This is a genomic window from Psychrobacter sp. KCTC 72983, from assembly GCF_014280455.1.
GTDB classification, from domain to species: Bacteria; Pseudomonadota; Gammaproteobacteria; order Pseudomonadales; family Moraxellaceae; genus Psychrobacter; species Psychrobacter pacificensis.
Genome location: NZ_CP060390.1, coordinates 1,202,068 through 1,220,929 on the forward strand (window position 1 = coordinate 1,202,068; position 18,862 = coordinate 1,220,929).

16 protein-coding genes and 2 tRNA genes are annotated in these 18,862 nt (G+C 45.4%); 6 read left to right on the forward strand and 12 right to left on the reverse strand.

Annotated features, from left to right (window positions below; translation table 11 throughout):
* The first annotated feature begins 91 nt into the window (after nucleotides 1-91).
* On the forward strand, nucleotides 92-1,066 hold the full coding sequence (locus tag PSBA01_RS05120; RefSeq protein ID WP_093067280.1) for a calcium/sodium antiporter: 975 nt from the start codon (nucleotides 92-94) through the stop codon (nucleotides 1,064-1,066).
* 45 nt (nucleotides 1,067-1,111) lie between these two features.
* Here PSBA01_RS05120 and PSBA01_RS05125 read toward each other — a convergent pair whose 3' ends face one another.
* From PSBA01_RS05125 to PSBA01_RS05135, 3 genes are all read right to left on the reverse strand, one after another.
* Nucleotides 1,112-1,774 (reverse strand): RDD family protein, encoded by a 663-nt coding sequence (locus PSBA01_RS05125; protein WP_093067276.1) that lies wholly within the window; start codon nucleotides 1,772-1,774, stop codon nucleotides 1,112-1,114.
* A 232-nt stretch (nucleotides 1,775-2,006) separates the two neighbouring features.
* Nucleotides 2,007-2,083, reverse strand: a tRNA-Arg gene (locus PSBA01_RS05130).
* 183 nt (nucleotides 2,084-2,266) lie between these two features.
* Nucleotides 2,267-2,356, reverse strand: a tRNA-Ser gene (locus PSBA01_RS05135).
* A 345-nt stretch (nucleotides 2,357-2,701) separates the two neighbouring features.
* Between PSBA01_RS05135 and PSBA01_RS05140 the strand changes: the two genes are divergently transcribed.
* Nucleotides 2,702-3,496, forward strand: coding sequence for a hydroxymethylpyrimidine/phosphomethylpyrimidine kinase (locus PSBA01_RS05140; protein ID WP_093067273.1), 795 nt, complete (start codon nucleotides 2,702-2,704; stop codon nucleotides 3,494-3,496).
* 131 nt (nucleotides 3,497-3,627) lie between these two features.
* On the opposite strand, the gene PSBA01_RS05145 is transcribed toward PSBA01_RS05140, so the two are convergent.
* The 5 genes from PSBA01_RS05145 to ppx all read right to left on the reverse strand — a co-directional run bounded on the left by PSBA01_RS05145 (nucleotide 3,628) and on the right by ppx (nucleotide 9,719).
* On the reverse strand, nucleotides 3,628-4,197 hold the full coding sequence (locus PSBA01_RS05145) for a YggT family protein (protein ID WP_093067270.1): 570 nt from the start codon (nucleotides 4,195-4,197) through the stop codon (nucleotides 3,628-3,630).
* 142 nt (nucleotides 4,198-4,339) lie between these two features.
* Nucleotides 4,340-5,173, reverse strand: a complete 834-nt coding sequence (gene proC, locus PSBA01_RS05150) for a pyrroline-5-carboxylate reductase (RefSeq protein ID WP_186475248.1) — start codon at nucleotides 5,171-5,173, stop codon at nucleotides 4,340-4,342.
* 323 nt (nucleotides 5,174-5,496) lie between these two features.
* Nucleotides 5,497-7,053, reverse strand: a complete 1,557-nt coding sequence (gene tilS, locus PSBA01_RS05155) for a tRNA lysidine(34) synthetase TilS (protein ID WP_093067263.1) — start codon at nucleotides 7,051-7,053, stop codon at nucleotides 5,497-5,499.
* 134 nt (nucleotides 7,054-7,187) lie between these two features.
* Complete coding sequence (locus PSBA01_RS05160; RefSeq protein WP_093067260.1) at nucleotides 7,188-7,991, reverse strand: acetyl-CoA carboxylase carboxyltransferase subunit alpha; 804 nt, start codon at nucleotides 7,989-7,991, stop codon at nucleotides 7,188-7,190.
* Between the two features lie 165 nt (nucleotides 7,992-8,156).
* Nucleotides 8,157-9,719, reverse strand: coding sequence for an exopolyphosphatase (ppx, locus tag PSBA01_RS05165; RefSeq protein ID WP_093067257.1), 1,563 nt, complete (start codon nucleotides 9,717-9,719; stop codon nucleotides 8,157-8,159).
* A gap of 454 nt (nucleotides 9,720-10,173) precedes the next feature.
* On the opposite strand from ppx, the gene PSBA01_RS05170 reads away from it, so the two are divergent.
* A complete protein-coding gene (locus PSBA01_RS05170) occupies nucleotides 10,174-10,524 on the forward strand; it encodes a DUF962 domain-containing protein (protein WP_212564567.1) in 351 nt (116 codons plus the stop codon).
* A gap of 59 nt (nucleotides 10,525-10,583) precedes the next feature.
* Here the strand turns inward: PSBA01_RS05170 and hemL are convergent, their stop codons facing one another.
* Both hemL and PSBA01_RS05180 read right to left on the reverse strand, forming a co-directional pair.
* The gene (gene hemL, locus PSBA01_RS05175) at nucleotides 10,584-11,885 is read right to left on the reverse strand and encodes a glutamate-1-semialdehyde 2,1-aminomutase (protein ID WP_093067249.1); all 1,302 of its coding nucleotides are present in this window, start codon (nucleotides 11,883-11,885) and stop codon (nucleotides 10,584-10,586) included.
* Nucleotides 11,886-11,991: 106 nt separating this feature from the next.
* On the reverse strand, nucleotides 11,992-12,345 hold the full coding sequence (locus PSBA01_RS05180; protein WP_277077535.1) for a zinc ribbon domain-containing protein YjdM: 354 nt from the start codon (nucleotides 12,343-12,345) through the stop codon (nucleotides 11,992-11,994).
* A gap of 312 nt (nucleotides 12,346-12,657) precedes the next feature.
* On the opposite strand from PSBA01_RS05180, the gene PSBA01_RS05185 reads away from it, so the two are divergent.
* Nucleotides 12,658-13,410, forward strand: a complete 753-nt coding sequence (locus tag PSBA01_RS05185; RefSeq protein ID WP_186475249.1) for a YgfZ/GcvT domain-containing protein — start codon at nucleotides 12,658-12,660, stop codon at nucleotides 13,408-13,410.
* Between the two features lie 91 nt (nucleotides 13,411-13,501).
* A complete protein-coding gene (locus tag PSBA01_RS05190) occupies nucleotides 13,502-14,827 on the forward strand; it encodes a D-amino acid dehydrogenase (RefSeq protein ID WP_186475250.1) in 1,326 nt (441 codons plus the stop codon).
* Between the two features lie 94 nt (nucleotides 14,828-14,921).
* Here PSBA01_RS05190 and PSBA01_RS05195 read toward each other — a convergent pair whose 3' ends face one another.
* Entirely contained in the window at nucleotides 14,922-17,120 is a 2,199-nt protein-coding gene (locus tag PSBA01_RS05195; RefSeq protein WP_228724643.1) for a molybdopterin oxidoreductase family protein, read from the reverse strand.
* 49 nt (nucleotides 17,121-17,169) lie between these two features.
* Entirely contained in the window at nucleotides 17,170-17,871 is a 702-nt protein-coding gene (locus tag PSBA01_RS05200; RefSeq protein ID WP_186475251.1) for a TetR/AcrR family transcriptional regulator, read from the reverse strand.
* 684 nt (nucleotides 17,872-18,555) lie between these two features.
* Between PSBA01_RS05200 and PSBA01_RS05205 the strand changes: the two genes are divergently transcribed.
* Nucleotides 18,556-18,759: a CsbD family protein gene (locus PSBA01_RS05205; protein ID WP_186475252.1), complete on the forward strand. Its 204-nt coding sequence runs from the start codon at nucleotides 18,556-18,558 to the stop codon at nucleotides 18,757-18,759.
* Nucleotides 18,760-18,862: the final 103 nt, after the last annotated feature.

Below are 18,862 nucleotides of genomic sequence, written 5' to 3' on the forward strand. Positions count from 1 at the left end.
GAAAGCTGAATCTAAATCAAGATTCGGCTTTTTTTGTGCGATTTTTATTTATTAAACTCATATTTTTCATCATATATAAGGAAACATACCGATGTGGTTGGCGGTGATTGCAATACTGATTGGGTTAGCAATTTTGGTTTGGAGTGCCGATGTCTTTATTGACGGAGCAACAGCGCTGGCAAAAAAGTTTAGTGTACCGAGTTTCCTAATCGGTGTTTTGATATTAGGTATCGGCACATCAGCACCTGAGATGGTCGTGTCAGTACTGGCTGCATTAGAAGGCAGTCCTGAGCTGGCTTTAGGCAATGCTTACGGCTCAAATATTATCAATATTGCCTTAGTACTGGGTGCAACCGTACTGATTAGCCCTATTATCATCCGTAAAGGTATCGTAAAGCGTGACCTGCCGCTGCTACTGCTAATCACCGCCATCGCTGCATGGCAGCTACGTGACGGCATATTGAGCCAAGTGGATGGTCTGATATTGCTTGTATTGTTGATTGCGGTATTGGGGTCACAGATCGTATTGAGCATTCGTGAGGGCTATCATGAGCATGAAGAGGACATTGATAATGCAGATTCAGATGCGACAGAGCCAAGCGTAGCGCGTGGACTTGGTAGCTTACTGCTCGGTATGCTGATGCTGGTACTTAGCTCGCGGGCGATCGTTTGGGGAGCGGTCGAATTGGCAACGCTCTGGGGTCTCAGCGAGCTTATCATTGGCTTGACGATTGTTGCGGTTGGTACATCACTGCCTGAGCTGGTATCAAGCTTGTCAGCAGCGCGTAAAGGCGAGCACGACATGGCACTTGGCAATATCATTGGCTCAAATGTCTTCAATACATTGGCGGTCGTAGGCCTAGCTACGGTGATTGCCCCTATCTCTGCTGATCCAGTGATTTTATCACGTGATGTGATGGCAATGGGGCTACTGACGGTATTACTCGTTGCTCTGTGTGTGTTTGCCTTTACAAAAAAGCGCCAGTTCGGTCGTACGTCGGGCGCTACGTTGGTGCTTTTCTTTGTCGGTTATACTGCATGGCTGATTCAAAGCGTTAATATATAACTTTCACTTTTGTATGTTTTGAGCCTTGCTGGCTATTTTATAATCCTAAGATTTTTTCTTACGATTTTTAAAACCGCGCCATAACCCTTCATGTGCTACTTTTGGCATTTTTAGGGTAATGGTGTTGGATAGCATATCCTGTACTGCGAGACCACGAGGGTTAAACAGACAAAAAACATAGTTGAATACCAGTCCAAGAAACGCGCTGGCCAATAAGGCGGCGCGTGACCCATCAATAAGACTACCGATGATGCCAAAGAGTAACGGCATCAGACAAGCAGCCAAGATACGCTTAAACGACTGCCCCCACGTGAGCCACTGACCCGCGTCATTAATGGTTTTGAGCCGCCATGTCTGCATCCCCAATGTCTGACCACCACGGCGCCAAAATATGCCGTAGAAGGCCACCAATGTCAGTACAAATGATGGCGTCATAATGGCGTTTTGATACCAAAGCGGTAGTGACTGGGCCTGTGAAGACTCGGTACCCGTCTCCATCGTTAGCAGCGTGCCAACTACGGTCAATATCGTACCCACCAAAAATAACAATGCCAGAATCAACATACCATCATACAGAATGGCTACGACACGAACCATGGGTTTGGCAATGGCGGGCGCTTCATTAGGATCTTGCTGCGCAAAAGCGCTCGGTTGCGGCTTTGATTTATTGACAGATTTTGACGGGCGTTTAGAGGAACTTTTTGGCATGGTACGAGCTCATAGCAAGCAGTGAATAATAACGCTATTGTACCGTAAATGACTGGTCTATCGTACATTATCCTAGATGACCGTCTGATCATATTGACTATAGTTGCAAAGCGATTGACAGCAAGTCACCAGTACGAAGCCATCAAGCCCCGTGATAGATTACAAAAATGATAGACATAAAAAAATCGCCAATTGTCATAAGACAGGCGATTGATTTAGTTGATTATGCAAATGGTGCGCTTGGAGAGATTCGAACTCCCGACCCCTTAGTTCGTAGCCAAGTGCTCTATCCAACTGAGCTACAAGCGCGTACTTTGCAAATCATTTACCGAGTTGTTAAAAACAATTTCAGTAAATTAGGTTGGCTATTATATAGATAATATCGCTTGTGTCAACATCTTTTTTAATTAAAAACAAAATATTTTTTGATTTAATTATTAAGAATGTTTAACGCAATATGCTGCGTTACTACTCTAATAATAACTGAATAAATGGCGGTGAAGGAGGGATTCGAACCCTCGATACGCTTACACGTATGGTTCCTTAGCAGGGAACTGGTTTCAGCCACTCACCCACTTCACCTAACGATTTAAGACATTTATAAAAATAAACATAGTATTAATGCTAACAATACGTCTTATGTCGTGGGCGAGTATTATAACAAAGCCAAAACGAATTGCAAGCCTTGTCTACCGATTTAATGAGGCTTTTCTCATAATTATCGATATAAATGCTTTTCTCGCCTTTTAATACTTAAAATTACGCCATATTGCAAAAAAATACCACTGCTAAATTGATGATTCAGAACAGTCTCATTTGTTTTGATACTTTATACTTAATCTATAGGTACTAGACTGAGATAGATTTTTTGGCAGTAGGTGGCTATAGTATTTATCACTGATTATAAAATACCTAAAAGGAGCGGTTATGCGACCTGTCGTACTGTGTTTTTCTGGACTGGATCCCTCAGGCGGTGCTGGATTACAAGCGGACATTGAAGCCATCGGTCAATCTGGTGCGCATGCGGCTATTGCTTGTACGGCAGTCACGATTCAAAGCTCACAGCAGGTATTTGGCTTTGAGGCGTGCGCTGCCTCCTTAGTGCAAGCACAGGCCACTGCGGTGCTTGACGATTTACCTGTCAAAGCCATCAAATCTGGTATGATTGGTACCACTGACAATATCGCCATGCTAACCCAGTTGTTTGCTGAGCAAATAATAAGCCCTGATACCCCGTTTGTATTAGACCCTGTATTAGTCGCCAATAGCGGTGGCAGTTTGGGCGATGAGAAAACGCTGGTGCGCGCGTTTAGGCAGCTGCTACCCTATGCCACCTTGATTACACCCAATACGCATGAACTGCGCGCGCTGAGCGGCGAGCAGGATTTGCACAGTGGTGCGAAAAAACTGTGCGCGCAAGGCGTTCATGCGGTGTTGGTAAAAACCTCTCATGATTTTGATAGCGGTGATATCGAGCAGTATTTATATATAGAGGGCGAGATGGTACATAAGAGCATCTTACCGCGCTTAGAGGGTGAATTTCATGGCTCAGGATGTTCGCTTGCCAGCTTTATTGCTGGGCGTTTGGCCATGGAAGATGATTTGATTGATGCGGTAAAATCCGCAGATAATTGGATTAACCAGACATTGCGCGCGGCTGACGACCCTCACCCTGATGATGCTCAGGCGCAATTAATACCCAATCGCTTTATCCACTCTTAATGTCTTTATAAAGTAACAACATAAAGTAATAACGTTCATCAATAGCAGACATAAAAAAGGCGCTCTATATTTTATAGTGCGCCTTTTGGCATGCGATGCGTTATTTATTCTCTGTGATTTAGAGACACCAATTATCCTAGCATTGGCATAAAGTTTGCCGACAAGCCGCCGATGAAGATCTCAAGCAGATAGAATACAAAAAAAGCAATCATCGGTGATAAATCAAGCATGCCTAAGTTTGGCGTAATACGACGGAACGGTGCCAAAATCGGTTCTGCTAGCTGAATGATGATACCAATAATAGGATGCTGGGATTGGGTAAACACCACGATCCAGCTGACGATAATAGACCCAATCACTAGGTAACGACACATGCGTAAAAAGTCTAATACCAAGCTGATCGTACCCGTGAAGAATAGCGGCACAGGCGCAATCCCTTGATGCGTCAAGGCCGCTTTTCCAGAGATATCAATCAGACGAATCAAAAACATCAGGACAATAGCAGCAATGCTAATACGTCCCTGTCCGACCGTTGGGAAGATACGCCCAAACACATCGACGATATGGGTCGCTTTATAGGCAGGTGCAATCATCGGGTTGCGCGCATCCATCCCTGCAAATTGCAGCATAAAACGAATAAACACCAGCATCATAGCGAATGTGGTGACCAGATCAAAAACTTGAAATAACATGTTGTTCATGAAGGGCTACTCAATGGGACATTGTTGACAGATTTTAGGATGACAACTGTCATTATCAGATGCGAATCATCATACAATGCAGGTCAGCTGTTGAGCCTGACCTACTTTTTGGGTCGTTACTTACTTAATTGCTAATCAATAACTATTTACTCATCTCTTCACTAAGCGCTTGGCTACGATCATAGCACGCTTGCATGGCTTCACCGATTTGGCGGCCAATCTCATTGGCTTGCATGGATTCAACAGCGGCTTGAGTGGTACCGTTTGGAGACGTCACTTTACGGCGCAGCTCAGCAGGCGTATCTTCACTATTCATCGCCATTTTTGCCGCACCAAGCATGGTTTGCATGGCAAGTACTGAGGCTTGTTCTTTATCAAGCCCTAATGCCACTGCGCCATCGACCATCGATTCGATGAAATAAAACATATACGCTGGCGCTGAGCCTGACACGGCAGTCACAGCATGCATATGTTCTTCATCATCGACCCACATGACCAGTCCTGAGGCTTCCATCACCGCGGTTGCCAGCTCTTTTTGTTCAGCTGAGATATTATCTGTGCCATAGAGACCGGTTGCACCCATCTGAATCATGGAAGGCGTGTTTGGCATGGCGCGCACGATATTACTATAGCCGCCCAGCATGCTAGACAATAGGTCAGTTGACAGACCTGCAGCAACCGAGATGACCAACTGATTGTCCAATGCCTCAGCAAAAGCACCAACCACCACTTTCATCATTTGTGGTTTTACTGCCAGTACCACGATATCAGCACCGACCACAGCTGCTTTGGCATCCGCCATTGGATCGACGGTGTTTAGACCTTTAGCGGCTAGTTGCTCACGGATATCGCTGCTAGGATCGGCGACCGTGATTAGACTTGGTTTGATGCCGCAGCCCACAAGCCCGCTGATAAGCGCTTGTGCCATATTTCCGCCACCAATAAAACTGATTTTCTTATTATCTAATACCGACATACTTGTCTCCTAGTCACAAAATTCAAAAGTATTCAACGTAACATACTGATATATAAAACGACACTCAGTTTAGCATACTGCCACTACAACCGTTTGATAAATTCCTGTCAGCTACAATCGCATTAAACCTAGTTAAAACACGCAACTGACGTCGACTATGACATGGTTTAGCTGTTAGATTGAGAAATAATTTTTATAAAATATTTTGAGGTGTCAAATATGTTTTTTATTCGTAAGGCGGTTCAAAAAGACTTCAAGGTATGGGCAGCACACTTATGAAAGCCTCATTGCAAGATATAATAGCCGCTATAGTTTTGTTTCATCTACTCAACTACGCTTATAACATTCTTAAAAACATCGTCGATATCACTACCTAGACTTTTGGTATTGCTCGAAAAGTCATTTTTCAATATCCACCTATCAAAAGGCGATAATAATAAGATAGGAATCTCATTTTTAGCGTGTTCTTTATCTAAGAGTACGACACTGACCACAACCAAGCTTTCTCGCAGCCATAATGGAATACCAAGCGTTTGATACAGTTTTTTGCCTGATTGTGAACGTGTCGCCAATGCCGTCTGCACACGCTGTTTGCGATCTAATGGCTTTATCTTTAATACTGCATTGAGTGCGCCTATATGACTTTCTATCAATCTTGCCAGCGCATCTGGATACACTTGCAACTGCCAGATATAGTCTTCAGTGCGACGAACAGTCAGTAGTGCAAAATCACTGTCTGCTGAGTCATTTGTTGTCAAATCCAAACGCGATAAAAGCTGCGCTTGCTCTATTAGTGGCACGTTTAACCAAGACAACCATTCACTGCTTTGACGATAGAGCTGCTGACGATAGCGGCGAACAACATAGGAGCGCGTACGAGCTTGCCAAAACAGCTCAGTTTGGTGATCATGGTCGCTGCGCTGAGTCAAATTCCATACGTCATCGACCAGCTGCTTAGCAGGCGGTAATGGCTCATCTTGACCCAGCCAATGATGCAGTAGTTGCCGCTGGCGATAAATGGGCAATACTTGCAATGTATCGATATTGAGCATGCGCTGTGCTGCTGGTAGCTGTAGGCTTTCATCAGCTGTCTGCTGCATATCTTGCTCAGCCTGAACATTGACAGTGGCTTGCGCATCGCCTAATAGCTGCGCACTGCGAGCAATATTATCAATGACATTGGGGTTATAAGTTGCCAGTATAGGCATGATATCGCGGCGCAGTCCGCTACGGACATTATCACCCGTCTCGTTGGTCGGGTCATCGATATAAGGCAACGCTAAGCGCTTGGCATAATTACTAATCGTGGCGCGCCTTACCGTGAGCCAAGGTCGCCACAATGCATGGCGTCGTCCATGCTGCGTTTGTACTCGCCATGGTTGCATACCTGATAGACCATTGACCCCAGCGCCTTGGATCAAGCGCATCAGTACCGTTTCGGCTTGGTCGTCGGCGTGATGTCCTAGTAGCAGTACATCATCTTGGTTGATATGCGCACGCATGGCGTTATAGCGGGCTTGCCGCGCGGCTTGCTCATCATGACCTGTCACTTGTGCTCTTAGGATATGACAAGGTATCTGCTGTGCTTGCGCCCAATCAGCGACGTGCTTAGCCCAGTGCCGACTATGCGCTTGCAAACCATGATCAACATGTAACAGCTGCGGCAAACATGGCAATCTGCCTTGCCGATAGAGCTGCACACATAACGCTGCAAGCGCTAATGAATCACGCCCACCGCTACAAGCCAGCCATAGCCGACGACCATGCAGCTGCTCCCTATAGTCATTTATACTGCCCAATAATGCATCTGCCAATGTCTCATCAATCGGCAAATCACTGATTGGTCTAATAGGATGCGTGAGGATGGCACTGCTGGTCATAATCAGCCTTAGTTTTAGATAGATAAATTCATGAGCAAATTAATAGACATAAAAAAACGCGCCATTGAATGACACGTTTTATTTTAGCATTAAGACTCAGTCTCGAATATGAAAAGCTTAGCACATGCTTTGCATTAAGCAGGCAGCATCACTTCTGAGTTAAACGTCTTTAATTTTTCGTAGCGGAGCTCACAACGCTCTTGAGGATCCAAATCTTTGATTTCATCAAGCTGCTCAGTGATCAGTGATTTTAGAGCTTCCATAACGGGTTGTGGCTGCACATGTGCGCCCTCACCTTCATCGATGACGGCATCAACCAAACCTAGCTGGTAAAGGTTGATGGCATTTAATTTCAGTGCTTCACTAGCGTCTGGTGCTTTTTCAGCGGTTTTCCATAAGATAGATGCACAGCCTTCAGGAGAAATGACCGAATAGATGCTGTTTTGCAGCATGTTGACTTTGTCGCCAACGCCAATTGCCAATGCACCACCTGAACCACCTTCACCGATAATGGTCACGATGATAGGCACTTTTAGGCTAGAGAATACCGCGATACTCTCTGCAATCGCTTGCGCTTGACCGCGCTCTTCTGCGCCAACACCAGGATAGGCACCTTGAGTATCGACAAAGGTCATCACAGGAATATTGAAGCGCTCTGCCATTTTGACCAAGCGAATCACTTTGCGATAGCCTTCAGGGTTGGCCATACCAAAATTATGCTCGATACGCTCACGAGTACTGCGACCACGATGCTGACCGATGACCATTACAGGTTGATCATTGAACCGTGCCAGACCGCCCAAAATGGCTTTGTCATCGGCAAAAGCACGATCGCCGTGCAACTCATCAAATTCAGTAAAAAGCTGATTAACATAGTCCATAAATAATGGACGCTTGGCATGTCGTGCAAGCTGCACACTATCCCAGACAGTGCTCATAGACGCTTCCCTTTAATCATTATACTTAATGTATTTATGTTTAAGAATAATATCGTTATCGGTGTTCAGATAATGAAAGTACAGTTGTAAACTGAGTAGAAGCTATAGTAGCACATCTTATATAGCATGACATTATCGACAGCACTGCTTTTGTTACGTTAGTCTTTAACTCGATACGGACAATGGTAACGGTTCAGTTGCTTGCGCCTCTACCACACTAAGCTGTACGCCCCATTTGGCAAACTGCTCAATCTCTGTGCGCAAATCAGCAACCAAAAACGCATAATGCTCGCTGCTATCAGCCACCGTGATTTGCCAGTCGCTATCACTGATGACCTTTAATTCTAATTCTGGCAGTTTATAATCACTACGGCTATGATGCGCGAGTACCGCAAGACGCAATAGCAAGCACAGATAAACGAGCTGGTTTCCCCCGATCTGACAGGTCTGCTCGAACATATCGGCTTTGAGCTTACGGCGATGGTTGAGCATCAACTGCGCCATACGCTTTTGATCCACTTGTGAGAACCCTGGAATATCAGAATACTCAAGCAAATAGGCGCTGTGCTTATGATAACTGCTATGACTGATTGCAAGGCCAATCTCATGCAAAAACGCGGCACGTCTGAGTAAGTCACAGTCATCGCTTGTTAGGGCAAGCTTATCTTTTACTTGCTCGAACAGGTTACGACTGGTTTTTACCACTTGCTTGGCTTGCTTTTTGTCGCCTGAATAACGCTTGATAAGCGCGAGCACACTGCGGTCACGCACATCTTCGCTCGCAAAACGCCCCAGCATGTCATACATCACGCCTTCACGTAATGCCCCATCTGAGTAGGTAATGGTCTCAACGCCTAGTACCTTCATCACCGCACGCAACACTGCCACACCTGCCGGAAATACCGCTTTACGGTGGTCTTTGACGCCTTCTAGCTCGATATCATCAATATTGCCAATCTTAAGCAGCAATCGCTCTAGTTTTTTAACGCCTTTATAAGTAATGCGTTCTTGCTCATCGGCCCAGCCTTTGGACACAAGGACATTACGCACCGCTTTGATCGTCCCACTTGAGCCGACCACGCTGCTCCAACCAGTCTTTTGGTAACGACCATTGATTGCCAGTACTTCCTTGCGCGCGCCTGAAATCGCATTGTTAAAAGCCTCTTTGGTAATGAGGCCATCAGCAAAGTACTTCTGTGTGAATGCGACGCAGCCCATTTGTAAGCTTTCAGTCAATAAAGGATCAAACTCTTGACCGATAATAAATTCCGTCGAGCCACCACCAATATCAATAACCAAGCGCTTGTCGCTACTCTCATTGGTATGCGAGACGCCCAAATAAATCAAGCGTGCCTCTTCGCGACCAGCGATAATCTCAATGGGCTTGGGCAAAATCTTATTGGCTTTTGCAATAAAATCATTGGCATTTTTGGCTTGGCGCAAGGCGTTGGTCGCAACCACACGAATACGCTCTGGCGGTACAGAATCCAGACGCGCCACAAACCGACTCAAACAATCCAGACCACGCTGTGCAGCTGTCTCGCTCAAGATTTTATGCTCATCCAGTCCAGCAGCGAGCTGTACCTTTTCAGACATAGAGACTACTTTGCGCACTTCCCCATGATCAAGACGGGCAATGGCTAAGTGGAAACTGTTGGAACCAATATCAATGGCTGCCATCATTTCATCATCGCCGAGTGGCGGGTTTGTAAGATAGTCAGTAGGCATAAGGCAAGTTGTCACCGTATTAGAGAGAGTGTGTAGTTTAACAAAATCAGGTACGACATAGATATAAAATCATAGGTATAGAAAAAGCAGCCGCCACACAAATCTGGGCCATTTTGCCATTAAAGCATTTATCCTAAATACGCGCAAGCGCCGCAAAATCATAGCAAAAGTGTAAAACCACTCTATCAAAGGCTAATGACCAAGCCTACATCTAACGCTTGTGTTAGCAATAACGGTTTGCTACATTGAAAGCTCATAATATTGTGATAAAAAACCGTTATTTACTGCTTTTACATCGGTATAAATCACATCGAAATCCATCAATTATTTACCTAAAAACTGCCGACAATGGATAGTCGATAAACCCGCCAGCAAGGACGCTAACCGCATGAATCAAACAACCGAAAAAAATGCGACCGAAACCGCTAATACCCATAACAGTACCAGAACGGATATGATAAAAACTGAAGCGTCACCCAAACAGGCGTTTTATGATTTTTATTTAGACGAGCATCAAAACATGGCTTGTCGCCGTCTCCATTTTGCAGGTAGCAGTTTTGGTTTGTTAGGATTGGCAAAGTCAATCAAAACTGGCTCGGTAAAGCCTCTCGCAAGAGGTGTCGCAGCAGGATATGCCTGCGCTTGGGTCGGGCATTTTTTCTTTGAAAAAAACAAACCCGCCTCGCTTAAATTTCCGCTAAAAAGTTTTGCTAGTGATTTTCGTATGTATGGCGATGTCCTGCGTGGCAATTTAAGCCTAAAAGATCACAAATATGACAAACGTACAAAAAAACCAGCATCATAATTTATTATGAATGCTGGTTTATCTTTCAAATGTCTAAAATTTGAGAGATTTAGAGTGGGTTAACCCTTTGTTATCTCTGCAAATATCTCATCAGCAGCAGTAATCGATGCCTCGATATCTTCATTGCTGTGCTTGATTGACATAAAGCCTGCTTCATACGCAGACGGCGCTAGGTAAATACCGCGATCTAACATACCGTGGAAGAAGGTATTGAACATCTCCATATCGCACTCTGTCACATCATCAAAGTTACTTGGGGTTTTGGTATCAGCGTCTTTGACAAAGAACATACCAAACATACCGCCCAATTTATTGGTGCGCAGATTGATGCCATGCTTATCCGCCGCCGCTTGGAAACCATCGACCAGATGATCGACTTTGGCAGCTAAGTCTTCGTAAAAACCTTCTGCCGTTAGGTCTTCAAACATCGCGATACCGGCACGCATCGCAAGTGGGTTGCCTGATAACGTACCAGCTTGATACACGCCACCAAGCGGTGCGATGCACGACATGATTTCTTCTTTACCGCCAAACGCACCAACTGGCAGGCCTGCACCGATGATTTTACCAAAACAGGTCAAATCAGGCGTGATACCGAAGTGTGCCTGCGCACCGCCCAGACCCACGCGGAATCCTGTCATCACTTCATCAAAAATCAATACTGCGCCATTGTCCGTACACTGGGCACGCAACGTATCATGAAACTCTTGTGTTGGGATTACCATATTCATGTTGCCAGCGATCGGCTCCAAGATCACGCAAGCAATCTCGTCGCCCCATTTTTCAAAGCAGTCTTTGATCGCTTGCGGATCATTATAAGGAATCGTGATCGTGTGCTTCGCAAAATCGGCTGGTACGCCTTTAGACGTTGGTTCACCGATATCAAGCATGCCTGAGCCTGCTTTGACAAGCAGACTGTCTGAATGGCCATGATAGCAGCCTTCGAACTTGACGATTTTGTCACGCTGAGTATAACCGCGTGCCAAACGAATCGCACTCATGGTCGCCTCAGTCCCCGAGCTGGTCATACGAATCATCTCAACGCTCGGCACGAGCTCACAGATTTTATCAGCGACCGTGGTTTCAAACGGCGTTGGTGTCCCAAAGCTCAAACCATCATCGGCGGCTTGTTTGACAGCGTCGATGACTTTTGGATGCGCGTGACCCAAAATCATTGGGCCCCAAGAACCCACATAATCAATATAGGCATTGTCTTCGGTGTCATAAATCTTGCTGCCATCAGCGCGGTGCATAAAAATTGGCGTACCGCCGACCCCTGCAAAGGCACGGACGGGTGAATTAACGCCGCCTGGAATATGTTTGCGGGCTTGCGCAAAAAGCTGTTCGTTTTTAGTACTCATAGCTATTCTCTATTTATAGGTTTTATATTCTGTCAGTTCTGTATTTTCTAAATGTCGTCAGTCTTATATTTGTTTATTATCGAATCTTTCAAGACATTTTTACAATTTACGCTTTTTTGACGACAGAAGATTTCAGCTTCATTGGGCCATAACCGTCAAGTTTACAATCAATATCGTGACCATCGGTTGCGTCTGGCAATAGGCGAATACTTTTCGCTTTAGTTCCAACTTTAATGACAAGTGAAGAGCCTTTAACCTTGAGGTCTTTAATGACGGTCACGGCATCGCCGTCCTGTAACTCATTGCCAACCGCATCACGAATGGCAGCATCTTGCTCTTCCGCTTGTGCCGCATCCGTCTCAGCCGCCGTCCACTCGTGAGCGCACATCGGACATACCAGTAACGCACCATCTTCATACGTATATTCAGCATCACATTTTGGGCAGTTTGGTAAGCTCATCATATCCTCGGCAGTCATCGGGTATCAGGGTTGTTATAGAGCGCCCATTGTACCGTAACTCACCATTTTTAACCAATTTGTACCGTTGAAAATGGCGCACTACGCCCAATTTAATGCTTAACCCACACTGAAGCGCCCCACTTATGTATGACGTTTTTGTGACACCATTTTTGTGGTACTCTTCTTAACCTTATTTACATTTTTGCTGACACGTTCTGTCAGTGAAAAAGCACCTCTATAATTTTTATTTTTATCACTTCGATTTTGTCTCTAGACCTCAATAATGAAGCTTTCAGTAGAAGGATAATAACAATGACTCAGTCTCCAAACCCCTCAGCATTGCCGCAGTTTTCGCAGTTGACCATTCAAGGTGAGGATGCCGAAAAATTCTTGCAAGGGCAATTGACTTGTGATGTCACCAAACTTGGGCTTAGCTATCAAGCCGCTGCAATCTGCAACTTAAAAGGTCGGATCGAATTTGGCATTTGGATCAAAAAACAAGCCGAGAAGCACTATGATGTGGTCATCAGCAGCGATTGTGCAGATGCCTTACAAGCTCATTTAAAAAAGTTTGGCGCGTTTTCTAAATTTGATACCAGTGCACCAGCTACCATTTACCCTTGTGTGCTGGCAGATGCGCCAACCTTTAGCCATAAAGACGATCACAATACCGCTAAAGACACTGAGGCTTGGATGGCATGCAGTATCGCGACTGGTAATTACTGGATTGTCGCGGCGACTCAAGGCGAGTTCCAACCGCAAGAGCTGCGCCTGCATCAAAGTGGCGGTATGGACTATGATAAAGGCTGCTACTTGGGTCAAGAAGTCATCGCTCGCATCTACTTTAAATCTGCGCCAAAAGCGTTTTTGCATTATATCAAAGGCACAGGTGCGCTCCCCGCAGCAGGCGACAAACTCGATAAAATCCAAGTGGTCAATGCGATGGAAAATGACAATGGCTTTATTGCCCTTATCGTTGCTCGTCCTGAGCACTTGGCAGAAAGCGATTTGAATATATTGGACTTGCCAGCCGCACTACAGGTGGATGTTGCGCGCCCAAAGTAAAATCAAGCTGAAACAAATAGGCGGCGCAGCAACGGTGATGGCAAGCTAATACACGGCTGCCGTCATGATTAACATGAGCATAGAGAATCCCATGACACATATTGCGGTACTCGGAGCAGGCGTGGTGGGCGTGACCACCGCATGGTATCTACGTCAAGCAGGCTATGATGTGACTGTGATCGAACGCGAATCGGCGGCAGGGATGCAGACGTCTTTTGCCAATGGTGGTCAAATATCGGTCTCTCATGCGACGCCGTGGGCCAATCCTGCCACCCCGATGAAAGCGCTCAAATGGTTGTTTAAGGAGGATGCCCCGCTGTTATTCCGTCTGCGTGCGGATAAGGATCAGCTCAAATGGGCGATGCAGTTTTTGCAAGAGTGCCGCGCTGATCGTGCCGATGCCAATCTGGTGCAAATGGTACGCTTAGGGTTATATTCTCGCGACGCCTTACAACAGCTACGCGCCGATATCGGTATCAATTATGAGCAGCAAACACGCGGTATCATGCATTTTTATACCAGCCAAGCTGAGTTTGATGCGGCGATTGAACCCACTGAGCGCATGCAAGCGCTTGGTTGTGAGCGCCATGTGATTGATATCAATAATGCCGTCAACTTGGAACCTGCCCTCTATCCGATTGCGCATAAACTCACTGGTGCAACCTACACCAGCCGTGACGAATCTGGTAATGCGCACCTATTTACGCAAAGACTCGCACAGCGCTGCATTGATACGGGTGTACAGTTCTTATATGATACTGAGATTTTGGCACTTAACGTCGATACCGACTCTACCCATCGTCATGTACACAGTATTACCATTCGCCCAAAAGGCGAAAACGCACAGACTTTCACAGCTGATAGTCATGTGATCGCGCTAGGCAGCTATAGCGTTCCTCTGTTAAAACCATTGGATATTCGCGTGCCTATCTTTCCAGCAAAGGGCTATTCAGCCACCTATACGGTCAATCCACGAGCGCCGCATTTAGCGCCTTTTGTCAGCTTGATTGATGATGAGTTTAAGCTGGTGACTTCACGTTTGGGTGATAAGTTGCGAGTGGCAGGCACCGCAGAGTTTAATGGTTATAATTTAGACTTAAATGCCACGCGCTGTGAGGCCATTACGCGCCGAGTGCAGCAATTATTTCCAAAAGGTATCATCGCAAATTCGGTTCAATATTGGACAGGACTGCGCCCAATGACCCCATCGAACGTACCTTTGATTGGGCGCGCGCATTGCGGTCAAGTCAAACATGGTAGCCATAACGCGTCAGCCACTTTTGACAATCTATGGCTCAATACAGGACATGGCACGTTAGGCTGGACGCATGCTTGCGGTTCTGCAAAAGCCATCAGCTTATTGATACAAGGTGAAACGCCCAACGTTGATTTTGATTTTGTGGGTACAAACAGCTGACTGAATCTCTAGACACTATAAAAAAACTATCTCCATAAAAAAGCAGGCGCTTACATCGTGTAAGCGCCTGCTTTTTACTTTAAAAAAATTGAACTTATGCGATTGCACTATCTATTGAGTTTTCTAATACCGCATTAGCCACATTGTCTGCGTTAGCGCCCAACGCCTCTAATTGCACAGGTACGCCATTAACGGCGGCATTACCACTCAACTGATCAATTAAGGTATCGTCTGTTAGGTCATTAACACTGACACCGGCATGCGCTTGCGCAATCTTCTGCTTCACCCCTTTACGTCCATGACCAAAGCCATGCGGAATACTGACGACGCCGGGCATCAGCTCATCAGTCACCTCTGCTGCAATAACCACACTGCCTACGCGAGAGGTCACTCTCACGTCTTGTCCGTCTTCAATACCATGCTGTGCTGCCGTTTCTGGATGCAGCATTAACGTACAACGAGACTTACCTTTGACCAATCGATAACTATTGTGCAGCCATGAGTTATTGCTACGTACATGGCGACGTCCGATGAGCAAAATCTCCTGATTATCATACTGCTGCATCATTTCTTTGATCCGTTCCAAATCTGCCTGATAAAAATCAACATTGAGATTGATTTGCTTATCGGCATGCTTGATCGCCTCCGGCAACATACGATGCAGTGGTCCTAAATCAATACCGTGTGGATTGTCTATCAGCGCATCCAACGTGACGTCTTTATAAGGTCCGTACTTGAGACCTTGCTCAAGTAAGAATTTCGGTCCAAACGCTTTTGTCGCGGCACGCTCTTTTTGTACCGCTTCTGGCGCGTCTTTATCCAAGCGATCGGCAAGCTCTAGATAAATCTCCCAGTCATGCTTCTCATTCTCTGTTTTGCTAAATAAAGCAGGCGAGTATTTGGCAACATTGTGTACAGCAAAACCATTAAACGTAATGTCGTAATGGTCACGCTCGAGTGGCGAGACGGGCGGCAGGATAATATTGGCATGACGGCTGGTCTCAGTCACAAAGTAATCAAGCGACACCATAAACTCAAGCCCTGATAAGGCCTCATCTAGCTTTTCACCATTTGGCGTGCTAAGGACAGGGTTACCGGCGACACTCATAAAGCCTTTTAACTGCCCTTCTCCTGCGACTAACATCTCATCCGCCATCGCAACCACTGGATATTCGCCATTAAAGTCAGGTAGATTGCTCACGCGGCTGTGGCGTTTGCCCAAATAACCTGGGCCCGAGCTATTGACCACATCGACAGCAGGATTGGGGAACATGAGTCCGCCCACTTCATCTAAGCGTCCTGTGACGATATTGATGACCATGGACAGATATTGGCTGAGCAAGCCAAACTCTTGGACCGAGATACCCATACGGCCATAACAGACTGAGCTTTCGGCTTCACAAAACTCTTTGACGATACGTTTGATTTCAGTGGCGGTAATACCTGTAATATTTGCCACTGACTCAGGGGTGAATCCTTCTGCAAATGATGCAATACGATCAATCTCTGGTGCCAAACCTGCCACTCGGCTATCTACCTTGGCGTAGCCTTGCGCGTAGATTTCATTGAGCATGGCCAATAGCAATAATACGTCTGTCGCTGGACGAATAAAGTGATGTTCACTGGCGATATCTGCGGTTTCGGTACGCCTTGGATCGATCACCACCACTTTGCCATCACGTGCTTTGATGTCTTTGAGCTTTTGACGCATGTTGGGCGCAGTCATGATACTGCCATTAGAGGCTAGCGGGTTACCGCCGATGATGAGCATATACTGCGTGCGATTCACATCCGGAACAGGGATGCGGAGCATATGACCGAACAGATGCATGCTGACGATATGGTGTGGCAATTGGTCAATTGAAGTCGCAGAAAAGCGACTACGCGTCTTTAGGCTAGTCAGTAGCTGCTTGATGGTCAGCATACCGCCCATGTTATGGACATTCGGGTTACCTAAATACACCCCAAATGCGTTTTGACCATATTTTTGCTGAACAGACTGGATACCTGCAGCGACTTTATCTAACGCCTCAATCCAACTGATCGATTTCCAACCGTCCGCCGTTCTTTCAACAGGCCCTCGTAAACGATCAGGATCTTCGTACAAATCCTGCAAAGCAGTGGCTTTTGGGCAAATGTAGCCTTGAGAAAAAGGATCGTTTTTATCCCCTTTGATCGATAAGACTTTTTCGCCATCGTGCTTGATCTTGATGCCGCACATGGCCTCGCATAAAGTACAGGTTCTAAAGTGGATTTGTTCGTTGTCCGTCGCGCTAGCCGCTGTAGTGCCCATAGTCATACTCCCTTTTATGTTTTATAAATCCTAGCTTTCATGAGATATATCATGAGTCGCTATGGTTGCTTCCTTGCAAAAAATTGGCGAACAGTGTATCAAAGCTGATATTCAATGTCGCAATCGCTTGCTCCCTCGAGTAGCGCTGCTGATGACAGCCCAAGATCAGCTCATGTACTTGCGCGGCTGCCATATCTACACAGAGATTCACCGCACTGCGCTCACAAGAACGATTGGATAGCTGCAATCCTTGAATAAATATCTCCGTCCACTCCTCTTGTATGTCTGCGACTAGATTACCCAGTCCATTATTGAGTGAGGATTGGTTCTCTATATCGGCAGTGAATCGCGGACGATCTTCGAGTAAGTGCTGAAATAGCGCAATATTCTGAAAGGCAGAATCAAAAATCATTATCAGACATTGCTGACACTGCTGATTAAACTCATCCTTAGTCAATACATCATAGTCCTTGAGCATATTGACCCATGCCAGCCGCATTGGCGATAGATAGTGGTCTTTTAACTGAGCGCTGAGCTCGTTCTGTAGCGCATCCAAGCTCTCAAAATGATTATAAAAACTGGGCTGCGCAATACCTGCCCCTTTAGCCACTTTATTCATGCTCATGCCTTGAGCACCTTCTAGACTATAGAGCCGTAACGCACTTTTTAATAAGGCACGCCGCGTCTTGGCTTTTGCCAGCTCACGTTTTGACTCTATAGGTGCGGATTCATTTTGCGCTAATGCATTCAATACAGAGGTATCCCTACTCGATAAATGATTATGTCAACACGCCAGTAATTTACCTGAGGTGCTATTGTGCTAAAAAAGTGTGATGATAGTCACATATCGCTCACTATTTTTAGACTCGTCATTTTTAAACCCACAACAACTTTTACTAATTATGTTTCGACTATAAGGTTATAGTCATTTAAACGATAAGTCTATAGCCAAACACATAGTAGGACTCGTGCTTCACAAAACAGATTAATGCTTCATAAGATCAGAATGTTTGTCTACTATAAATACCCCACCCCCTTTCCCAGTTGACATACGCTAAGAGATTGCGCAGTTACCTAGCCCGTATATTCATAGTTCCCCATGTGACACTTACCTCTAGATATCGGTCTCAATTCGATGGACATTACGTACAATAAACGCAATTTACGCATCATTAATACAGTCGGTGAGCAGATAACACACGATGCACGCTCACTATAATTAAGTAACACTATAAACATAGCGTATACAGACAGCTGAATTGAAAAGCCTTATATTAATTATCACAAGATATTTGGTAGCAACCAATGATACTTGTGAACTACTAAAATAAAAAAAGTAATAAATCAGTAGCTCTAACAAACGATATTCATATCGTCAATAAACTCAAAGACTATTTGATGAAAGTGAATCAAACAAAATAAAAGGAATATAATCATGAATGAGAATACTTTAAAAGGCGAATGGAAACAGATAAAAGGCTCAGTAAAACAAAAATGGGGTGAGCTAACTGATGACGATTTAGATCAAGTGGAAGGCAGCCGTGATAAGCTGGTTGGCCGTGTCCAAGAGCGTTATGGTCATGCCCAAGATCATGCTGAGCGCGAAGTAGATGACTGGCGCCGCGAAAACAATTACTAATCCACTTTTCTTATAAAAGAAAGTTTTTTGAAAAATAGATATTCTTTGAAGCTTAGATTAACACATGAAGTGCAATACCAAATGCAAGGTGAAAAAAAGACCT